Source organism: Candidatus Mycalebacterium sp. (assembly GCF_977828045.1).
Genome location: NZ_CDWCUL010000013.1, coordinates 95,241 through 114,930, shown reverse-complemented (window position 1 = coordinate 114,930; position 19,690 = coordinate 95,241). Strand labels below are relative to the sequence as shown.

The following is a 19,690-nucleotide window of genomic DNA, read 5'->3' as shown; positions in this document are numbered from 1 at the left end:
AGTGAGAAAGTTATGAAGAAAAAACTGATAGTTGCTGTTTTGCTTGTTTGTTTTATCTTTCCGTTAAGGGTGGGAGCAAATTACGATACGCCTCTGATATGGGCGGCGATAGATGCCAATACTGAAGAAATACGGAGATTGTTGAAAGCAAGGGTAAATGTAAATGCAAAAGGTGAACGCGGTATGACCGCTCTAATGTATGTAGTGATACAAGGGGAAAACGAAGCGATACGAGAATTAGTGAAAGCGGGAGCAAATGTAAATATAGGAAACAGAGACGGCGTTACTGCTCTAATGTTTGCAGCACTGCGAGGTGAAATACAATCAATGCGGGAATTGCTGAAAGCAAGGGCAAATGTAAATGCAAAAGACAAAAACGGCGATACTGCTCTAATGGCTGCGATAGCAAGAGGCAAAACACAAGCACTACGAGAATTGCTGAAAGCGGGAGCAGATGTAAATATAAGAAATAAACAAGGTGTTACAGTTTTGATGGCTGCAAAAAAATTAGGCAACAATGAAGTAATACGGGAATTACAGAAAAACAAAGGAAGATTCAAACACAAGAACTAAACACGTCTTCCTCATACCCAAACACCTCCGCAAAATGCCGGACAAGCGAATCACAAACTAATTCCATATCAATATCTTCGGGACTTTTTGTCCAATCTTTTATTGAGGTCATTTTCACTTGCGGAATTCCGCAGGGAACGATTGTGTCAAACCACGAAAGGTCTGTGTTCACATTAAGCGCGAAGCCGTGCCATGTTACCCACCGCCTTACGCCGACTCCGATTGAGGCGATTTTACTGCGCTTAACCCAAACACCCGTCAGTTTTTCAATTCTGTGGGCGGAAATATCAAAATCGGATAGCGCACGAATAATCACCTCTTCAAGCGAGCGCACATAGCCCGGCACACCGCCTTTGCGGTTTTTTATGCCAATAATCGGATAGCACACAATCTGCCCGGGTCCGTGAAAAGTTATGTCTCCGCCTCTGCTCGCGGACGCGTCCACATAAACGCCTTTTTTTTCAAGAAATTCCGGGCTCGCCATCAGGTTTGAAAGATTTCCGCGTCTGCCCGTTGTGATTGTCGGCGGATGCTGGAGAAGAATTAAAGTGTCTCCGGCTTTGTCCGCTATGCGTTTTTCAAGAATTTGCTTCTGAATTTCAACCGCGCCGGGATAGTCAACAATGCCGGGGGTCAGAAGTGTTAGTTGTTGCATAAAGGCACTAAAAGTTTCTTTGTCTGCCCATCGCCGAAAGCGCGGCTTCCATAACCGCTTCGGAAAGAGTGGGGTGCGCGTGCGAAGTTGTCGCAATCTCATAAGGCGTGGATTCAAGCGTTTTCGCCGTGCCGAGTTCGGCAATAAGTTCGGTCGCTCCGTGCCCGATTATGTGCGCGCCGAGAATTTCGCCGTTATCTTTGTTTGAAATAATTTTGACAAACCCCTCGGTTTCTCCGACCGCAACCGCCTTGCCGACCGCTTTGAAGGGAAAAGTTCCAACGGAAATGTTGTAACCGTCATCTTTCGCCTGTTTTTCGGTGATGCCGACAGACGCCACTTCCGGCTGGCAATAGACACAGCCCGGAATGTTGTTGTAGTGAACGTGCGTGTCCAGCCCGTTCATGCGTTCAACGGCGACAACACCCTCGTCAGACGCCTTGTGAGCGAGCAGGGGAGGCCCGTTAACATCGCCAATCGCGTAAACACCCGAACAGGTTGTTGAATAATTTTCATCGGTTTTGATAAATCCCTGCTCATCGGTTTCTATGCCGAGTTCGTCAAGGCCGAGCGGGTCGCCTGAACCGTAAAAACTGAAAGAAGTCGGCGCTGAATTGGCGACCGCTTTTCTGCCGATGGCGACAAGCACGATCTCCGCGTTCAAAACTTTTTCCTCTTTTGAAGCGATGTCCTCAACGGTTACTTTCGCGCCCGTTTTTGTCTTTTTAATTGATTTGTATGCGGTGGAAGTCAAAACCTCCATTCCGCTTTTTTTGAAACTCTTTTCAAGCTCCTTTGAAACGTCCTCATCGGCTCCCGGAATTATGTTCGGAGCCATTTCAACAATCGTAACCTTACTGCCGAAAGAGTTGTAAACATAAGCAAACTCAACGCCTATGTATCCGCCGCCGATAATGACGATATTTTTCGGAACACTGCGGTTCATTATCGCCTCGTCGCTTGTCATAACGATTTTGCCGTCTATTTCCATGTCCGGAATTGTGCGCGGAACGGATCCGGTCGCGAGCATGATTTTCTGCCCCTGGATTTCGCTGTCCTCATCGCCGACAATCCCGACCGCGCCGGGACGAAGCAGTTTTGCCGAGCCCTTAATCAAATCAACTTTGTTTTTCTTCAGAAGGAACTCCACCCCTTTATTGAGAGCGGATGACGCATCTCTGCTTTTGTCTATGACTTTTGAGTAGTCAAACGAAAGCCCTTTGTGAGAGATTCCGTAGTCTCCGGCGTTTTGGAAATAGTTATAAACTTCAGCGCATTTGATTATGGCTTTTGACGGGATGCAGCCCCAGTTCAGGCAAACGCCGCCGGGGTTGTCGCGCTCAATAACGGCGGTTTTCATTCCCAGCTGCGCGGCTCTGATTGCCGAAACATAGCCGCCGGGCCCCGAACCGATAATAACAAGATCGTATTTAGTGGAACTCATATCAGCGGGCTATTCTACTATCAAGAAAACCGATTGACAAACTGCGCGCCGCCGATTTTCGCACTTCACACTTTGCGCTTCACACTTCATAATAATACAAATGCCCGACAAAAAAACCGAAGAGCAGATTGAAGACCGCGAATGGGCTGAATCTTTTGACGAAGTCGCCTCAAACGAAGGAAAAGACAGGGCGTCCCGCCTGCTCGGGCGGCTTCAAAACCACGCCGCGCGCAAAGGCGTGAGCATTCCCTACGCCGCAAACACGCCTTACATCAACACCATTCCACCCGACCGCCAGCCGAATTTTCCCGGAGACCGCAAAATTGAGCGGCAGATTAAAAACATAATTCGCTGGAACGCGATGGCGATGGTCGTGAAGGCGAACCGCCTTGAAGACGGAATCGGCGGACACATTTCAACTTACGCTTCGGCGGCAACCCTGCTTGAAGTTGCTTTCAACCATTTTCTCAAAGCCGGCGACAACGCGGACATGATTTATTTTCAAGGTCACTCATCGCCCGGAATATACGCGCGCGCTTTTCTTGAGGGCAGAATTTCGCTTGAACAGATGAAAAATTTTCGGCGCGAAGCCGGAAGCGGCAGAGGGCTGTCATCGTATCCGCATCCGTGGCTTATGCCGGATTTCTGGGAATTTCCGACCGTGTCAATGGGGCTTTCGCCGATAATGGGAATATATCAGGCGCGCTTCAACAGGTATCTGGAAAACAGGGGGCTGATAGAAAAATCAAACTCCAATGTGTGGGTTTTCCTTGGAGACGGCGAGTCGGACGAGCCGGAAACGCTGGGCGCGATAACGCTTGCGTCCCGCGAAAATCTGGACAACTTGATATTCGTAATAAACTGCAACCTCCAGCGGCTTGACGGGCCCGTGAGGGGAAACGGAAAAATAATTCAGGAACTGGAAGCCGTTTTTCGCGGCGCGGGCTGGGAGGTTTTCAAGGTTATCTGGGGGAACGGACTGGGACCCGCTTCTTGAAAAAGACACTAATGAACTGCTTGTTGAGCGCATGGGCAAAACGGTGGACGGCGAATATCAGAAATATGTTGTGGAAAGCGGCGATTACATACGCAAAAACTTTTTCGGAACGCATCCGCTGCTTCTTGACATCGTCAAAAAACACACCGATGAGCATCTGGAAAAACTTGCGCGCGGCGGGCACGACCCCGAAAAGGTTTATGCCGCGTATGACGGGGCGGTCAAAACAAAGGGCAAGCCGTCCGTAATTCTCGCAAAAACCGTAAAGGGGCTACGGACTCGGCGAAAGCGGGGAAGGGCGCAACATCACGCACCAGCAGAAAAAAATGAATGAAGAGGAATTAAAAAATTTCAGAAACCGCCTGCGAATTCCCATATCAGACGAACAGCTCACGGATGTGCCCTTCTACAAACCGCCCGAAGGCACCGGGGAGGTCCGCTATCTGCTTGAAAGAAGAAAAAAAACTCGGCGGCGCCGTGCCTTCAAGAATAAACAGGGCGACTCCGCTCAAAAAAATCCCCGAAAATATATTTTCCGAATACATGAGCGGTTCGGGCGGGCGGGCGGTTGCCACAACAACGGCTTTTGTGAAAATGCTTTCGGCGCTCCTCAAAGACAAAGACATCGGGCGGCTGATTGTGCCAATTGTGCCGGACGAAGCGCGCACTTTCGGAATGGAGCCGCTTTTCCGCCAGGTCGGCATATACGCAAGCGAGGGACAGAAATATGAGCCGGTGGACTCGGATACGCTTCTGTATTACCGCGAGGCGAAAGACGGTCAGATTTTGGAAGAGGGAATTACCGAAGGCGGGTGGAATGTCTTCATTCATCGCGGCGGGAAGCGCGCATATCACGCACGGAATTAACTCCATTCCGTTTTTTATTTTTTTATTCAATGTTCGGATTGCAGAGAATTGGCGACCTTGCGTGGGCGGCGGGCGATATGCGGTGCAAGGGCTTTCTGGTTGGCGGCACTTCGGGGCGCACAACGCTTGCGGGCGAAGGGCTGCAGCATCAGGACGGCAACAGCCAGCATTTTTCCTACGCGTTCCCCACAATGCCCGCTTACGACCCGGCTTTTGCGTATGAACTCGCCGTGATTGTGCGCGAGGGAATGAAAAGAATGTATTGCGACGGAGAAGATATTTTCTACTACATCACGGTTATGAATGAACAATACGAACAGCCCGCGATGCCGGAGGGACCCGCCATTGCCGAAGGAATAATGAAGGGCATGTATCGGTTCGCGAAATCAAAAATGCTCAAAAAAAACGCGCCAAAAGCGCATTTGCTCGGTAGCGGAGCGATAATGAATGAGGCGGGAAAAGCGGCGGAAATCCTCGAAAAAAATTACGGCGTTTCGGCCGATGTGTGGAGCGTAACGAGTTACAAAGAGTTATACAGAGACGCGCAGGAAACCGAAAGGTGGAACAGAATTCATCCGTTCGGAAAGAAAAAAACTTCGCATATTGAAAACTGCACGAAAAAAGAAACCGGTGTTTTTGTGGCGGCTTCGGACTATCTCAAATCGTTGCCGTCTTCAATATCGCGCAAACTGCCCGGGCGAACGGTTGAACTCGGAACGGACGGCTTCGGCAGAAGCGACACGCGCGAAAAATTGAGGGAATTCTTTGAAGTGGACGCGAACAACATCGCCTATGCCGCGCTGTGGGCGCTCAGGGAAGAGGGCGAAATAAGCGACAAAACGCTTGAAAAAGCGGCAAAAGAATTCGGCATAAATCCGCGAAAAAAAAGACCCGATGTTTATGTAAGATGTTTATAATCGTAAAAGGAGCAAAACCAAAATGACGGAATTCCGTTTGCCCGAAATTGGTGAAAATATTGAAGAGGCGACCGTAACAGCCGTGTTTGTTGAGGCGGGCGGGGCGGTCGGCAAAGACGAGCCGATTGTTGAGCTTGAAACGGAAAAAGCCGCGTTTGAATTGCCGTGCCCGTTCGCGGGGAACGGTTGAGAAAATGGAAGCCGCGGTTGGCGACAAAATAAAAGTCGGCGGACTTATCGCCGTTATAAACGAAAAAAGTGTAAACGAAAGCGGAAAATCCGCCGGCGCGCCGGCGGAAGCAAAATCCGCGAAAAAAGAAAAACCGGCGGAAGCAAAAGCGGCGGCGCCTCCCGAACCGGAGCCGGAGGAAAAAACGCCCGACCCCGCTCCGCGAAAAACAAAAACGCCGAAATCAGCGCCGCCGTCATCACCGTCCGCGAAATTGCTCGCGCGCGAACTCGGCATTGATATTTCAAACATACAAGGCACGGGAGCGCGAGGCAGGGTGTCTTCCGAAGATGTGCGGACGCAGGCCAAAGACTTAATTCACACAATGATGGACGACGGCTCGTCCGATCTTCCGGATTTCAGCCCGTGGGGAAAAATCGACAGAACCCCGGTCTCAACGGTCGGAAAAATCTCCGCGCAACGGCTCTCGCGCTCATGGAAAACCGTTCCTCATGTTACGCATCACGACAGCGCGGACATCACCGAACTTGAAGCCCTGCGGAAAAGTTTCAGCGCGAGAGCGGAAAAAGCCGGCGGCAAACTCACCGTAACCGCGATTATGGTCAAGGTTGTGGCTTCGGCGCTCGGAGCGTTCCCGAAATTCAACGGCAGTTTTGATTCCGAACGCAGAGAGTTGGTTTTCAAGGATTACATCAACATCGGCATCGCCGTTGACACCGAAAGGGGGCTTTTGCTGCCGGTAATTAAAAACGCGGATGAAAAAAACATAATTGAAATATCCATTGAACTCGCCGACCTCGCGAAAAGGACGAGGGAGAAAAATATAAAACCCGATGAACTTCAAGGCTCAAGTTTCAGCGTGAGCAATCTCGGCGGCATCGGCGGCGACAGTTTTACGCCGATTGTGAATTTTCCCGAAGTGGCAATTCTGGGACTTTCGCGCTCAAAAATGAGACCCGTTTACGATGAAAAATCGGAGCAGTTCAAGCCGCGAATGATTTTGCCGCTGTCGCTTTCATACGACCACAGAATGATAGACGGCGCCGAAGCGGCAAGGTTTGTCCGCTGGGTCTCTGAAGCGGTGGAAGAGCCGTTCAAACTTGTTTTTGAAGGGTGAGGGCGGAGAAATTTTTGCCGTCAATCAGGATAGAATAAAACCCGATGGAACTTCTAATCTCAATGAAAGCCGAAGACATCAACACAACCGTGTTCAAGCAGGGAACCATGATGGATATGCCGTCCGACCAGAAAAATGGCTACTTCATACTGGAAATCAGGGATATGAGTCCCGAAAAGGTGCGCATACTGCACGAATACGCGGAAAAATTGCAGGAAGTTTTTGAGGGCTCGGAGGAATACATAATTGAAACTTCCGAAACCGGACTGAAAATCAGAAACAAAGTGGACGAATCCAAACCGTATAAAAAAGAGTGGAACAAATGGGCGGAATTCGCCAAAAAAATGCACGACAAACTTGAAAAATATGTCTATTGGGAAATTATCCGCCCCAAGGACTGAAAACGCGAACGGCGAAACCCTCTGTTATGTCCGAAAAAACGAAAAAAGAGTATAGAGACTCACTGAACCTGCCCGAAGCAAAAAGCTTTCCGATGAAGGCCGGGCTTCTGCAAAAGGAGCCGGAAATTCAAAAAGAGTGGGACAAAACCGACCTTTTTTCAGCGATAAGAAGCAAATCCGAAGCGCGGAAAAAGTTCGTCCTTCACGATGGACCCCCATACGCCAACGGCTCAATCCACATCGGGCATCTACTCAATAAAATTCTCAAAGACATAGTCGTGCGCTCAAAAACGATGGAGGGTTTTGATTCTTTCCTGACACCCGGCTGGGACTGCCACGGGCTCCCGATTGAGCATAAAGTGCTCAAAGAATCCGAAGACCTTACGGCCGAGGCGGACCCGATTCAGATAAGAAAAAAATGCCGCAATTACGCCGACAAATTCGTCCGCAAACAGACAAAGGAAATGAAACGGCTCGGAACAGTGGCGGATTATGAAAACCCTTATTTGACAATGACGCCTGAATACGAGGCGGGTGTGCTTGAGGTTTTCGCAAAACTTGTTGCGAAAAATATCGTGCGGCACGACCTTAAGCCCGTTCACTGGTCAATTGAAAATAAAACCGCGCTCGCCGAAGCGGAGCTTGAATATCACGAAAAAACAGACCCCAGCGTTTACGTTCTTTTTCCGGTCGCGGACTCCGGCGCGCTTCCTCAAAGTTTGAACGCGCCCGAAAAAAGCGATGTTTTCCTGATGATATGGACAACAACCCCGTGGACGCTTCCGGCAAACCGCGCCATAGCGGCCGCGCGGGACGCCAAATACGGGCTTTACGAAACCGGCGGGCGTTTTTGCGTTGTCGCGGAAGACCTTGCGGAGAGCATTTTTGAGCAAACCGGCGCCAACGCTAAAAAACTCGGCTTGTGCTCAGGCGGAGATTTGGCGGACGCGCAAACCGCGTATGACCACCCGTTTGTTGAATATCGGGGCGGGGTGATTTGCGCACCGCATGTGGGAACGGATGAGGGAACGGGGCTTGTTCACACCGCGCCCGGGCACGGAGCCGAAGACTATGCGGCGGCGTTGAAAGAAGGGATTGAGATTTACTGTCCGGTTCAGGAAGACGGAACCTTTGACTCGTCCGCGCCCGACTGGCTGTGCGGGAAAAGCGTTTGGGAAGGAAATGAAATTGTGATTGAAAAACTGCGCGAGGCGGGGCTTCTTTTTCATTCAAAAGAAATTGTTCACAGCTACCCGCACGACTGGCGCGGAAAAACCCCGACAATTTTCCGCGCGACCGCGCAGTGGTTTATAAAAATGGACGAGCCGGTCGGCGATGGCGGAAAAACCTTGCGCGAACTTGCGCTTGCGAGCATAGCGGGAGCGGGCGAAATCAAGTTTCACCCCGAATGGGGAAGCAAACGGCTCGGCGGAATGGTTGAGTCAAGACCCGACTGGTGCATATCGCGCCAGCGCGCGTGGGGGCTTCCAATTCCGGCTTTTGCAAACGCCGCGGGCGATATTCTTATGACGGAAAAAACCGTGCTCGCAGTCGCGGAGAAAATCCGCGAAAAAGGAAGCAATGTCTGGTTTGAATCAGATGCAAAAGAATTGATTGGCAACTATAGCCCCGCCGGAGACGCGGACGCGCCCGCGTGGGCAAAAGAGAACTGGAATCCGTCCGAACTGAAAAAAGGGGCGGATATTTTTGATGTGTGGTTTGAGTCCGGCTCATCGTGGTATTCGGTTATTGAAAAGGGCGGACAGCAAAGGGCGGATATGTATCTTGAGGGCTCTGACCAGCACAGGGGCTGGTTTCAGTCATCGTTTCTGAATTCGCTCGGCGTAAATGGAAAACCGCCTTTTGAGCACATCTTGACGCACGGTTTTATCGTTGACGCGCAAGGGAAAAAAATGAGCAAATCCGGCGGCAACGCACTTGAGGTTGAGCAGATTTTGAAACAATACGGCGCTGACGTTTGCAGGTGGTGGGTGAGTTCGCTCAACTACTCAAACGATGTAAAGGCGGACATTAAAATCATAGAAAGCGCGGCTGACGAATACAGAACGATACGAAACACAATCCGGTTTCTTTTGAGCAACCTGAACGATTTTAATCCTGAAACGGATTCGGTTGCGCCCACGGAAAATGACGAATACTCAATTGATAATGTGGCGCGGTTAATGCTCAAAAACACCGTCAACGAAACGGTGAGTTTCTATTCTGCGTTTGAATACAAAGCGGCGAGCAGCGCGATACTTTCCTTCTGCGACCTGTTCCTGAGCAAGCACTACATAGGTGCGGTGAGAGACCGTCTTTACTGCGACAAAGCGAATGCTGAAAGAAGGAGAAAAACACAAACGGTCATATTTGAAACCGCAAACGCTCTAATACGGCTTTGCGCTCCAATCCTTGTCCACACAGCGGAGGAAGCGTATTGCTGTCTGCCCGGAGACGGGCGAAAGGCAAGCGTTCATTTAACAGATTTTCCGCAAAAGACGAACCTGTCTGAAAGAGAAAACTCTGTGTTGAACGAATGGGAAAACTCAATCATTCCTTTGAAAGACGAATGTCTGTTCGCGCTTGAAAAAGCGAAAAAAGAAGACAATCCGTCAAACCCCCTGGATGCCGGAATAGAATCCGCAGCAGATACCGGCAAATTTGACGGCGGTGAAATCGCAGACTTACTCGGAGTAAGCCGTTTTCAAAACGGCGGAATGCTTGCTGTAAAAAGCCTCACAAACAAGTCCAAATGCGACCGTTGCTGGAAAAGGGAAGAAACTGCGTCTCAAAGAGCGGACGGTGGAATACTGTGCGACCGTTGCGCGGACGCGGTTAAGGTTAAATAAAGGAAAAATATCAGCCCGGCGGCCATTCCAGTTTTCTGCCGCCAAGTATATGAATATGGATATGAAAAACCGACTGTCCGCCGTTTTTTCCCGTGTTGGCGACAACTCGGTATCCGTCTTCGGAAATGCCCGCTTTTGAGGCAATTTCCGGCACTTTAAGCATCAAATGCCCCATAAGACCCTCATCTCCGGATTTGAGGTCGTTGAGGGACGCTATTTCCTTTTTCGGTATCAAAAGTATGTGAACCGGCGCCTGAGGGGTTACATCTTTGAAGGCAAGGCATAGATCGTCCTCATAAACGATTTCCGCAGGGATTTCGCGGTTGATTATCTGTGAAAAAATGGTTGGCATGGCAATTCCCTCCCGGACAATTGAATTTCAGGATAACCGCAAGATGTGCCGAGACGCAAATAATTGGAGATTATGCCCACAAAGGGCGGCTTTCTTTAACTTTAAGTATATATGATATATGCCATATATCTCACTTATATCACTTATTATTTGAGTTCGGAGTTTGTGCGGCAAACCCCAATGTCCGATAAGGTATATTATGTAAACTCTTACCTTCCCGCACTCAAAAATACACAGAAATGTGTAAAAATATCAAAAATGTATGGGCTACCCCTGCTCCGTCACTTTTCCGGCTTTAATCCGAAAATTTTTGCGTTTTCCACGATAGAGAATATCGGAGGCGGATGTTGAAGTAACAAAAATCTGCCCCGGATAGTTCAGAAGCATATCAAACAGAAATTTCCGCCTTTTTTCGTCAAGTTCGCTTGATATGTCATCGAGCAGGAATATGGGATTTTCCTTTTTAATCTCCTGATAAAGACGTATTTCGGCCATTTTGAGAGCCAGAACCACGCTCCGCGCCTCTCCCTGAGAAGCATACAAAGCGCAGTCTTTACCGCCTATTTGCAGGGATATGCGGTCTCTGTGGGGACCGGTTGAGGTATGCCTTGCCTTTGTATCGCGCGAAAAGCCGTTTTTAAGCGCTTTTTTGATGGAATCGGATAGTTCGCCCCGTTTTCCGCCTGAAATCTCGAAAGACGGCTCGTATTTGGCTTCCGCGCCTATATTCGCGCCTCCAATGCCACGATATAAAGCGTCCAGTTCGCGGTTTATTCTTTTCACAAGGCGCAGGCGCTTTTCAACGATTCTGCCGCCTATTTCGGCCATTTGCCCGTCCCAAAGCGCAATGCCCGATGCGGTCGCGCGCCCGGAAGCAAGAAATGAGTTGCGTTGCCGCAAAACGCGCTGAAAGTCCAGAATGTCCTGAAAATGAGACGGAACCAGCCCGCAGATAATTGAGTCAAAATAACGCCGCCGCAATGACGGGCTTCCCTTTGCCAGATCCACTTCGGACGGCGTAAAATGAACCACTTCAAAATCAAGCGCCTTCTTCGCCAGATTGACGGGCTTTTTGCCGTTCACCTCAACCTTTTTTCCGCCCCTGTCCGAAAACGAAACGCTCACATCGGTTACAAGTGCCGGAGAATCTTTTTCAAGAACGCCTTTGAGAAAAGCCGACCGCCTGCCGAAACGCACAATTTCGGACGACGAAACACCCCTGAGCGGCTTAAACCTGCACAGTATGTAAATCCCTTCAAGAAGATTCGTTTTGCCCTGCCCGTTTTCTCCGCAGATAAGGTTGAAACGGGGATGAAAACTCAGGGTTTCAGACGCATAGCATCTGATGTCGTGTAGAGATAAGGATTTGACTATCAAGACCGGAATTGTGAATTGAGAAACCGGAAAAATCAACTGTCCGCAGTCGGACACGCGTAAATGACGCGGTTGTTTTTCTGATGTATTATTTATTTTTACAAAAATGATTTCGCTGAAAATATCAGAAATAGACTGTAACGACATGGGCAAAGGAGTTGCCAAACTCAGCCGCAACAACATGCATGAGCTGGGGCTTGAGCCGTTTGACACCATTGAGATTGGCGGAAAAAGAAAGACGGTTGCCAGAGCCGTGCCCTTTGAAACCGAAGATGGAACAACCGAAAACATAATTGAGATTGATCTATTCACCCGTCGCAACGCCCGGGCGGAAATCAACGATTTCGTGATAATAAGAAAGTCGCCCTTTGAAAGCGCAAAGCGCGTTACGGTGGCGGTTTCGGACAAAACCATTCTCTACGAAAGAAAAAAAGGCAGGGACGCGATTCATTCAAGCCTTCTCGGGCTCGCGCTGACAAAAGGCGACAGGGCCGGAATGTCCGCAAATGGCAAAGTCGCAAACTCTCCCAAAGCGGCTGGGGAAATCTATGTCATCAGCACCGTGCCCTCCTCGTCCAATCCGGTCGTCATAGAGAAAACAACCGAAATCTCAATAGCGAAAATTCCGGCAAACATGAAGGAAAACCAGGACGGAATCGGATACGCGCGTATCGGCGGGCTGAAAAAACAGATAAGCAAAATCCGCGAAATCGTTGAAATCCCCATCCGTTTTCCCGAAGTTTTTGCCCGCCTCGGCATAGAGCCGCCGAGGGGAATTCTGCTCATCGGTCCCCCCGGAAGCGGGAAGACAATGCTCGCAAAATCGGCAATTCACGAAACCGGATTGAATTTCCAGATTGTGAACGGGCCCGAAATCATTAGCAAACACTACGGCGAAAGCGAAGCGCGAATAAGGGAAATCTTCGAAACCGCGCAGGAAAAACAGCCGTCCATTATTTTTCTTGACGAGTTGGACGCCATCGCGCCACGCAGAGACAAAGTCGCCGGAGAGGTTGAAAAAAGAGTGGTCGCCCAGTTACTCACGATGATGGACGGGCTGGAGAAAAAAGGCAACGTCATAGTTATCGGAGCCACCAACCTGCCGGACCTGATTGACCCCGCGCTCCGGCGCGCCGGCAGGTTTGACAGGGAAATACTGCTTGATGTTCCCGACAGTCTTTCAAGAATTGAAATCCTGAAAATCCACTGCGAGGCGATGCCGCTTTCAAAGAATGTTGATTTTCAACGCATTGCGGAAATGACCAACGGCTTCACCGGCGCGGACATCGAAATGCTGTGCAAAGAGGCGGGGCTCAAGGCTCTCGGCGGTTTTCTTGAAGAGTTTGACAACGGCAAATACGAAACAAAAACCGCGAAAAGAGACAAAAAGAAAAACGACAAAATTTCGGTCGTAATGGAAAACTTCACCGCCGCGCTAAAAGAGGTGGAGCCGTCCGCCATACGGGAAATCTCGGTTGACATTCCCGAAACCGGGCTTGAAAACATAGGCGGACTGAAAGAGATAAAAAACACCCTTCTTGAATCCGTGATTATGCCGTTGCGCCACAGAAGTCTCTACAAAGCGGCTGAGGTAAACCCGCCCAGAGGCATAATGCTGTGCGGCTCTCCGGGAACGGGAAAAACTCTTATCGCAAGAGCGCTCGCGAACGAATGCGGAGTCAATTTTATATCGATCAAAGGCGCGGAGCTGCTTTCAAAATATGTCGGCGAATCCGAGCGCGCGATACGCAATGTTTTCTCAAAAGCCCGTCAGGTCGCTCCGTCAATAATCTTTTTTGACGAGATTGACGCGCTGGCTCCGGTCAGAAGCAAGTCCGAAGGCAACAGGGTTTCAGAGCAGGTCGTGAGCCAGATGCTCGCCGAGATGGACGGCATAGAGGAGCTTTCGGACGTGCAGGTGCTTGCGGCGACAAACCGCAGAGACATCGTTGACCCCGCGCTTATGCGCTCGGGCAGGTTTGACCTGATTCTCAACATACCGCTTCCCGACCGCGAAGGCATTGAGCAAATTCTGAAAATTCACATCGGCGGCAAACCGCTCGCGAAAAATGTGAACTTCAAAACACTTGCGGCAAAAATGAAAAAAATGTCCGGCGCGGATGTAAAACTCGTGTGCGACAAAGCGTCAATCTTCGCGCTCAATGAACAGATTAAAAAACCCGACGGAAAAACCTTTCTCATAACCAATTCGCACTTCCTGAAAAGTTTGAAGGAAGTCAGGGAAAAGAGCGCGGCCCCAGTGCGGCGAGGTGGCTGAAATCGCCCCGCCCCACCCTTTTTTGTTTTGGGCGGCGCTGTTTTTCATCGGCGGCGCGCTTGGAAGTTTTCTCTGCGTGTGCGTCCGGCGCGTGCCAAAAGGGTTGTCCGTCATAAGCCCGCCTTCGGCATGCGAAACCTGTTTGAAACCCATCAGATTTTACGCCAATATTCCGGTCGCGGGATTTTTTATTTGTCGCGGCGCGTGCCTGCGGTGCGGAGCCCGGTTTTCGCCATTTTATCCCGCCGTTGAAGCGTTGTGCGCGGCAAGCGCGGTCGCGGCGGTTTATGTTTTCGGACTTTCGTTTGAGGCGTTGAGGTGTTTTATTTTTCTCTACGCGCTCATCGCGGCGAGCGCCTTTGACCTCTCCACTATGACCGTGCCGGACTTCATCACCCTGCCCTTTGCGGCGGCGGGAATCCTGTTCTCCATACCGCTCGGGCTTTTCCCTGACGCGGCGGCCGGAGGCGCACTCGGAGGGGGCATTCTGCTGGTCGCGGCGTTTATTTACAAAATGTTGAGAAAAAAAGAAGGACTTGGAATGGGCGACGTAAAACTCATGGTGGGCGCGGGCGCGTTCATAGGCGCGGCGGATGTTCCGTCTGTGATTTTTGCGGCTTCCATAACCGGCGCGATAGGCGGAATCGCGTATCTGAAACTGCGCGGGCAAGCCGTATCTCAAATTTTCCCCTTCGCTCCGTTCATAGCGGTTTGCTCCGCACTGTTTTTCTTCGCGGATTAGGTTCACGCCGGGCAATCGCGTAAAATACTAAAAATGTGCCCGCAAATTTAATTCAAAGCGGATACGGGGAGAAAAAAATGGCTCTCAGCGCAAAAGCGATAACAAAAATCATCATAGAAACAAACAAAGCGCGCGACACGGCGGACAAACTGCGCGATTTTGCCGATTTGATGAAAAAGCAAAACTCCGCGCTTGAGGGAGATGTAAAGGCGCAGTGCAAACGCATCGCGGACGGAATGGAGGTTGTGTCGGGAGAAATTGCGACGATAAAAGAGATTCTACAAACCCAGCTGGACGAAATCCCCATTGATAAAAAAGAGGTAAAGGAAGCGGCGGAGAAACTGCTTCTTTACCAGAACAAACCCGAACACGCCATGCTCTACGCGCAGCAACAACTCGGCAACCACAAGAAAAACTCTCACTGGTGGCTCTACTGGGACGGCATCATACAAGCCGTGATTAAAAAATCCGGCCTCAAACCCGAAAAAGTCGGGAAATGATGAATTGCTACGTAAACTGGAAAACTACTACAAAGAAAATGGGATTTTATCCACGTCTTTCACTTGCGAATACAAAGGCGATTGCAAAGGAGATTGCAAAACATTTACGGGTCCAAAATCGGCTTTTGTAAGCAGTGGTTATGAAAAAGGCAAACTGCCGAGATTACTGTTCTTGTCTCTGGATTCAGGTAAAGGGAGCAAAGATAGCAAAGAAAGACTTCCGTCTGCCATAAGAAAAAAAGAGGAGTCTGACAGAGATGTGCTCAAACTGCACAAGAGCAAGCACTGGTATAGAACACATGAACTTGCCTGGTACATTCTGAAGGAATTTAAGCCGGAAATAAAAGTGGAAGATACCAAGCGTTTTTTTGCTCACGCAAACTCGGCTAAATGTTGTATGAACAAACCGCAAAAAAAACTGGCGGCGAAGAGATTGTTTAAAAATTGCAGAAGGTATCTCAAAGAAGAACTGGATATTCTCTCCCCGCAAATATTGGTAACTCAAGGCAATGAAGCCAAAGAAGCGATTTTACCTCTGGTGGGAACGACCGGAAAAACTATAGATGAGTTTGCTTCAATTGTAGTTTTGTCCGACAGGACAACATTCTGGCTTCACACTTACCACCCGTCAAATTACGGCAGTTTTAATAAACAAAGAAATGGCGGCTGTGGCTGGGAAGTTTACTCAAAGAAAATACACGAATTCATTACTGTCCAAAATTAACCCAACGCCCACTCTCAAACTTCTAAAACGCCGTTCAAGTATAATCCTCTCCAATGGTCAAGTTCATAGATGAAGCGAAAATATACATCCAGTCCGGTGCGGGCGGGGACGGATGCATGAGTTTCCGGCGGGAAAAGCATGTGCCCAGAGGCGGTCCCAACGGCGGAGACGGCGGAGACGGCGGAGATGTGATGGTTTCGGCAAGCGGGCAGGTTTCTTCGCTGCTTGACTGCCGATACCAACGGCACTACCGCGCAAAGCGCGGGGCTCACGGAGAGGGGTCCGGCAAACACGGCGCGACCGGAGACGGCCTCGTCATATCCGTGCCCGTGGGAACGGTTGTTCGCAATTCGGAAACGCAGAAAATTCTCGCGGACTTGCGCAATGACGGAGACAGTGTTGTCGCCGCGCGGGGCGGTAGGGGCGGCAGGGGAAACGCGAGGTTCGCCACTTCAACAAATCAGGCGCCGCGCAGAGCGGACAACGGACAGCCCGCGGAAAGTTTCGATATTTTTCTTGAACTGAAACTGCTCGCCGATGTGGGAATAACGGGGTTTCCAAATGCGGGCAAATCAACTCTTATATCAAAGGTTTCCGCCGCGAAACCCAAAATCGCGGACTATCCGTTCACAACGCTCGTTCCAAGCCTGGGCGTGGTCAAATGGGGTGATTACAAAACTTTCACAATGGCGGATATCCCCGGAATTATTGAAGGAGCGCACAAAGGCACGGGGCTCGGAATCCGGTTTCTCAAACATGTTGAGCGGACGAAACTTCTTGTTCACATGATTGATATGTCGCCGGTGGAAGAAAGAGAACCGCTTGAGGATTATGAAAAAATCAACTCCGAACTGCGCCTTTATGACGCCGCGCTCGCGGCAAAACCGCAGATAGTCGCGCTCAATAAAATTGACATCCCCCAAGCGCGCGAAAAAGTGGAACAAATCGCCGGGGTTTTAGCGGAAAAAGGAATTGAAACGGTGGCAATTTCAGCCGTTACGGGTGAAGGAACGCAAACGCTTGCGAACAAAATTGGAACCATTCTTGAAGAGATTGGCAAAGGTAAAGCCGAATGACTTTCGCCATTCTCGGAGCGAGCGGGCACACGGGAATGATGGCAACCCGCTACTGCCTGCGTTGCGGACACACGGCGCGTGTCCTTGTGAGGGACGCGCGAAGAATGCCCGCGCTTCCCGAAGCGAGCGACGGTGGACTTGAAATCATAACGGGAGACGCCACCGACCCGCGCGCGATAGGGGAGTTGATAAAAGGCGCGGATGCGGTCATAAGTGCGCTGGGTCCAAGCGATTTACGCACCGGATACAAAGTCCACTCGCAAGCCGCGCTTCATCTTTCCCTCTTAATGCCGGAAGAGGGAATCTCGCGCTATGTTGCGGTTTCAGGCGCGAGTTTGTCCGTGCCAACTGACAAGTTCAGCGTCAGGGGAAAGTTTTTCGGCGGTGTGGCGTATCTGTTCACAAAAATAAGCTCTCACCTCCGGCGTCTGCTTGACGACAAGCGCGGGGAATATGAGATTTTGGCGCGCAGCCCGCTTGATTGGACAATCGTGCGCCCGCCGTGGATTGTGCCCGGCGACTACGAACGGGACGCGAACATAACGCCGTTCAAACTCATGGGAAACAAAGTGCGGGTAACCGAACTCGCCAAAGCGCTTGTTGATCTTGCAATTGACGGAAGGTTCAAAAAACAGGCGGTTTTTATAAACAGCGTTTAGTCAAACACAATCCGCAACGCCAGATACGGCGCGAGATTGAACACGAACAGGCAGATTTTCATAAAGCCCATCATTTTGTATTGGCTGGAATCAAATTTTTCGGGAGAGAGTTTGAACCATTTTGTGTGGACTGAATAAACCCATTTACGCGCGAATTTGAAAAGTAGAACCCAGTAAATAAACAAGCCGTAATTTATTACCGCGCTCCAGCCCAGAACGGCGCGTAATTCCTCAACCGTCATCACTGCAATTCTCCTTCGGTAAGGGTGCTCACGGGAACCGGAGAGGCGTGGTGAAGAGTCATTCTCCAGCCCTTTTCCGTGTTTTCAAAAATGTTGGTCGCCTGCGCGAGCGTTACAACTATTCTGCCGTCAACAAAATGGTTGAGTTTTTCAATACAGTTTACCCACGCCGCCTTTTCGCCAACATCAATCATAATGTCCGAGGTTTCCACGCTCGCGAGTTCGCCGGATTCAAAAATACTAATCCAACTTGCCTTTATCGCATCCCAGCCCCGTATCGCGGGCCAGCCGGGATGTATGCATTTTGCCCTGCCCCCCGGAACCCAGACCTTTTCCATCAGGGCAATGTCGGCTTTGTTGAGCGCATTGTAGAAATTGTCCTGAATCTGCTCCACCTCTTTTTTCATATCTCCACCCGCCGTTTTACGGACGCGGGCGGTGGGCTCGGTCGTTTCTTTTGTCTTTTTCTCTACCATCTCGTGAAAATTATGACCTCTTTGCCACCATTATCAAATCCGCCATTTCAAGCACCGCGCTTTCACCGTCAAAACTTGAAACATAGGAACAACGCATTTTTACCTCAAGTGGAGCCGAAGCGGGAGCGGCAAAAAATGCGGCTTCCCGCGCAACACAAACATCTTCGGGCTCAAAAGCCAGAAACACCGCGCCCTGAGGCTCAACCTCGTCCGCTCTGTCAAAAAAAACGGTTTTTACACCCGTGCTTGAAAGCTTTTCGGCAACGCCCGAAGCAGACACGACTTTTCTGCTCACGGCAAAAACCCGCGCCTTTGAAAAAGCGCGTTTTATGTCTCGCCGCAGGATGCTTAAATCGCTCATTTTTCTGAAAAGCCGACGAGGAGAGTCGAACTCCTGACCTGCTCATTACGAGTGAGCTGCTCTACCACTGAGCTACATCGGCAATTAAAGTGGAGAGGCAAACTATCTGGCTATCCAGCCCCCGTCCACCGAAAGCATGGAGCCGGTCATAAACCCAACGCCGTCTTCGCACAGAAAAAGCACCGCTCTGGCAATCTCATCGGGACGCCCCATTCTGCCAACCGGATGGAACGAAGTCAGCATATCCTCAGCGGCCTGCTTGTCGTCCATTGAGTTAATAATGCCTTCCACCATCGGCGTTTCTATCGCGCCCGGGCATATGGCGTTCACCCTGATTCCGTGCTCGGCGTAGTCAAGCGCCATCGCTCTTGTTAACTGCGTTACCGCGCCTTTTGAGGAAACGTATGAGGTGAATCCCGCCACGGCTTTGAGCCCGAGAACCGACGAGTTGTTCACTATGCAACCACTGCCGTTTTTGAGCATGTGCGGAATTGTGAACTTGGACATCAAAAAGGTTCCGCGCACGTTGATGGCGAAAATTCTGTCCCACTCCTCAATGGCGGTCTCATGGGTTGGAGCCGCCGAAAGAACACCGGCGTTGTTAAAAAGAATATCTATCGCACCGTGCTTTTTTACGGTCTCTTCAACTGCGCTTTTGCAATCCTCTTCTTTGGCAACATCGCTCACCATATGCTCAATTTTCGCGCCCTGTTTCTCCGCCTCCAAGACTGTCTCTTTGAGCGTTTTTTCCGTTCTGCCCGTAATCACAACGGTCGCGCCTTCCTGCGCGAAAAGAATCGCGGTCGCCTTTCCAAGCCCGAGGCTTCCGCCCGTTATTAAAGCCACTTTGCCTTTAAGTCTCATAAGTCCACACCTCCTGAAATTAAACTCCGCTT

General features: G+C 50.2%; 19 protein-coding genes, 1 tRNA gene and 1 pseudogene. 12 read left to right on the top strand and 9 right to left on the bottom strand.

From position 1 onward, the window contains the following. Positions 1-12 precede the first annotated feature (12 nt). Positions 13-573, top strand: coding sequence for an ankyrin repeat domain-containing protein (locus ACY430_RS04770; RefSeq protein WP_462137742.1), 561 nt, complete (start codon positions 13-15; stop codon positions 571-573). Here the strand turns inward: ACY430_RS04770 and lipB are convergent. Together lipB and lpdA are read right to left on the bottom strand one after the other, a co-directional pair. Beyond that, positions 557-1,228: a lipoyl(octanoyl) transferase LipB gene (gene lipB / locus ACY430_RS04765; protein WP_462137741.1), complete on the bottom strand. Its 672-nt coding sequence runs from the start codon at positions 1,226-1,228 to the stop codon at positions 557-559. The genes ACY430_RS04770 and lipB overlap by 17 nt on opposite strands. A 7-nt stretch (positions 1,229-1,235) precedes the next feature. Then, positions 1,236-2,672, bottom strand: coding sequence for a dihydrolipoyl dehydrogenase (lpdA, locus tag ACY430_RS04760; protein ID WP_462137740.1), 1,437 nt, complete (start codon positions 2,670-2,672; stop codon positions 1,236-1,238). Positions 2,673-2,772: 100 nt separating this feature from the next. Between lpdA and aceE the strand changes: the two are divergent. The 5 genes and pseudogenes from aceE to ileS all read left to right on the top strand — a co-directional run bounded on the left by aceE (position 2,773) and on the right by ileS (position 10,010). Further along, positions 2,773-5,453: pseudogene (gene aceE / locus ACY430_RS04755) on the top strand (pyruvate dehydrogenase (acetyl-transferring), homodimeric type). A gap of 22 nt (positions 5,454-5,475) precedes the next feature. Then, entirely contained in the window at positions 5,476-5,643 is a 168-nt protein-coding gene (locus ACY430_RS04750) for a biotin/lipoyl-containing protein (protein ID WP_462137739.1), read from the top strand. Between the two features lie 4 nt (positions 5,644-5,647). Beyond that, positions 5,648-6,760, top strand: a complete 1,113-nt coding sequence (locus tag ACY430_RS04745; RefSeq protein ID WP_462137738.1) for a 2-oxo acid dehydrogenase subunit E2 — start codon at positions 5,648-5,650, stop codon at positions 6,758-6,760. A gap of 44 nt (positions 6,761-6,804) precedes the next feature. Then, positions 6,805-7,161 (top strand): hypothetical protein, encoded by a 357-nt coding sequence (locus tag ACY430_RS04740; protein ID WP_462137737.1) that lies wholly within the window; start codon positions 6,805-6,807, stop codon positions 7,159-7,161. 26 nt (positions 7,162-7,187) lie between these two features. Next, positions 7,188-10,010: an isoleucine--tRNA ligase gene (gene ileS / locus ACY430_RS04735; RefSeq protein ID WP_462137736.1), complete on the top strand. Its 2,823-nt coding sequence runs from the start codon at positions 7,188-7,190 to the stop codon at positions 10,008-10,010. A 10-nt stretch (positions 10,011-10,020) separates the two neighbouring features. Here ileS and ACY430_RS04730 read toward each other — a convergent pair whose 3' ends face one another. Both ACY430_RS04730 and recF read right to left on the bottom strand, forming a co-directional pair. Then, entirely contained in the window at positions 10,021-10,362 is a 342-nt protein-coding gene (locus ACY430_RS04730) for a histidine triad nucleotide-binding protein (protein ID WP_462137735.1), read from the bottom strand. A gap of 267 nt (positions 10,363-10,629) precedes the next feature. Then, the gene (gene recF / locus ACY430_RS04725) at positions 10,630-11,793 is read right to left on the bottom strand and encodes a DNA replication/repair protein RecF (RefSeq protein WP_462137734.1); all 1,164 of its coding nucleotides are present in this window, start codon (positions 11,791-11,793) and stop codon (positions 10,630-10,632) included. 49 nt (positions 11,794-11,842) lie between these two features. Between recF and ACY430_RS04720 the strand changes: the two genes are divergently transcribed. The 6 genes from ACY430_RS04720 (at position 11,843) to ACY430_RS04695 (ending at position 17,715) form a co-directional block, all read left to right on the top strand. After that, the gene (locus ACY430_RS04720) at positions 11,843-14,014 is read left to right on the top strand and encodes an AAA family ATPase (RefSeq protein WP_462137733.1); all 2,172 of its coding nucleotides are present in this window, start codon (positions 11,843-11,845) and stop codon (positions 14,012-14,014) included. Beyond that, positions 14,007-14,756: a prepilin peptidase gene (locus ACY430_RS04715; RefSeq protein ID WP_462137732.1), complete on the top strand. Its 750-nt coding sequence runs from the start codon at positions 14,007-14,009 to the stop codon at positions 14,754-14,756. The genes ACY430_RS04720 and ACY430_RS04715 overlap by 8 nt, the downstream gene beginning before the upstream one ends. 77 nt (positions 14,757-14,833) lie before the next feature. Further along, positions 14,834-15,256: a hypothetical protein gene (locus tag ACY430_RS04710; protein ID WP_462137731.1), complete on the top strand. Its 423-nt coding sequence runs from the start codon at positions 14,834-14,836 to the stop codon at positions 15,254-15,256. A gap of 4 nt (positions 15,257-15,260) precedes the next feature. Continuing rightward, complete coding sequence (locus ACY430_RS04705) at positions 15,261-15,980, top strand: uracil-DNA glycosylase family protein (protein WP_462137730.1); 720 nt, start codon at positions 15,261-15,263, stop codon at positions 15,978-15,980. 53 nt (positions 15,981-16,033) lie between these two features. Continuing rightward, positions 16,034-17,056, top strand: coding sequence for a GTPase ObgE (obgE, locus tag ACY430_RS04700; protein ID WP_462137729.1), 1,023 nt, complete (start codon positions 16,034-16,036; stop codon positions 17,054-17,056). After that, positions 17,053-17,715 (top strand): NAD(P)-dependent oxidoreductase, encoded by a 663-nt coding sequence (locus ACY430_RS04695; protein ID WP_462137728.1) that lies wholly within the window; start codon positions 17,053-17,055, stop codon positions 17,713-17,715. The genes obgE and ACY430_RS04695 overlap by 4 nt, the downstream gene beginning before the upstream one ends. Here the strand turns inward: ACY430_RS04695 and ACY430_RS04690 are convergent. The 5 genes from ACY430_RS04690 to ACY430_RS04670 all read right to left on the bottom strand — a co-directional run bounded on the left by ACY430_RS04690 (position 17,712) and on the right by ACY430_RS04670 (position 19,658). Further along, a complete protein-coding gene (locus ACY430_RS04690; RefSeq protein WP_462137802.1) occupies positions 17,712-17,957 on the bottom strand; it encodes a DUF6868 family protein in 246 nt (81 codons plus the stop codon). The two genes, ACY430_RS04695 and ACY430_RS04690, sit on opposite strands and share 4 nt — an antisense overlap. Beyond that, positions 17,957-18,433 carry a nuclear transport factor 2 family protein gene (locus ACY430_RS04685; RefSeq protein WP_462137727.1) on the bottom strand — a complete coding sequence of 159 codons (477 nt, stop codon included), beginning with the start codon at positions 18,431-18,433 and terminating at the stop codon, positions 17,957-17,959. The genes ACY430_RS04690 and ACY430_RS04685 overlap by 1 nt, the downstream gene beginning before the upstream one ends. 10 nt (positions 18,434-18,443) lie before the next feature. After that, entirely contained in the window at positions 18,444-18,794 is a 351-nt protein-coding gene (locus ACY430_RS04680; protein WP_462137726.1) for a hypothetical protein, read from the bottom strand. A gap of 10 nt (positions 18,795-18,804) precedes the next feature. Further along, positions 18,805-18,876 (bottom strand) — tRNA-Thr (locus tag ACY430_RS04675). Positions 18,877-18,896: 20 nt separating this feature from the next. Next, the gene (locus tag ACY430_RS04670) at positions 18,897-19,658 is read right to left on the bottom strand and encodes an SDR family NAD(P)-dependent oxidoreductase (RefSeq protein ID WP_462137725.1); all 762 of its coding nucleotides are present in this window, start codon (positions 19,656-19,658) and stop codon (positions 18,897-18,899) included. Between the last annotated feature and the right edge of the window lie 32 nt (positions 19,659-19,690).

Coding starts and splice junctions, on each gene's coding strand:
- ACY430_RS04770 (WP_462137742.1), top strand. CDS start 13: ATGAAGAAAAAACTGATAGTTGCTGTTTTGCTTGTTTGTTTTATCTTT.
- lipB (WP_462137741.1), bottom strand. CDS start 1,228: ATGCAACAACTAACACTTCTGACCCCCGGCATTGTTGACTATCCCGGC.
- lpdA (WP_462137740.1), bottom strand. CDS start 2,672: ATGAGTTCCACTAAATACGATCTTGTTATTATCGGTTCGGGGCCCGGC.
- ACY430_RS04750 (WP_462137739.1), top strand. CDS start 5,476: ATGACGGAATTCCGTTTGCCCGAAATTGGTGAAAATATTGAAGAGGCG.
- ACY430_RS04745 (WP_462137738.1), top strand. CDS start 5,648: ATGGAAGCCGCGGTTGGCGACAAAATAAAAGTCGGCGGACTTATCGCC.
- ACY430_RS04740 (WP_462137737.1), top strand. CDS start 6,805: ATGGAACTTCTAATCTCAATGAAAGCCGAAGACATCAACACAACCGTG.
- ileS (WP_462137736.1), top strand. CDS start 7,188: ATGTCCGAAAAAACGAAAAAAGAGTATAGAGACTCACTGAACCTGCCC.
- ACY430_RS04730 (WP_462137735.1), bottom strand. CDS start 10,362: ATGCCAACCATTTTTTCACAGATAATCAACCGCGAAATCCCTGCGGAA.
- ACY430_RS04720 (WP_462137733.1), top strand. CDS start 11,843: ATGATTTCGCTGAAAATATCAGAAATAGACTGTAACGACATGGGCAAA.
- ACY430_RS04710 (WP_462137731.1), top strand. CDS start 14,834: ATGGCTCTCAGCGCAAAAGCGATAACAAAAATCATCATAGAAACAAAC.
- obgE (WP_462137729.1), top strand. CDS start 16,034: ATGGTCAAGTTCATAGATGAAGCGAAAATATACATCCAGTCCGGTGCG.
- ACY430_RS04695 (WP_462137728.1), top strand. CDS start 17,053: ATGACTTTCGCCATTCTCGGAGCGAGCGGGCACACGGGAATGATGGCA.
- ACY430_RS04690 (WP_462137802.1), bottom strand. CDS start 17,957: ATGACGGTTGAGGAATTACGCGCCGTTCTGGGCTGGAGCGCGGTAATA.
- ACY430_RS04685 (WP_462137727.1), bottom strand. CDS start 18,433: ATGGTAGAGAAAAAGACAAAAGAAACGACCGAGCCCACCGCCCGCGTC.
- ACY430_RS04680 (WP_462137726.1), bottom strand. CDS start 18,794: ATGAGCGATTTAAGCATCCTGCGGCGAGACATAAAACGCGCTTTTTCA.
- ACY430_RS04670 (WP_462137725.1), bottom strand. CDS start 19,658: ATGAGACTTAAAGGCAAAGTGGCTTTAATAACGGGCGGAAGCCTCGGG.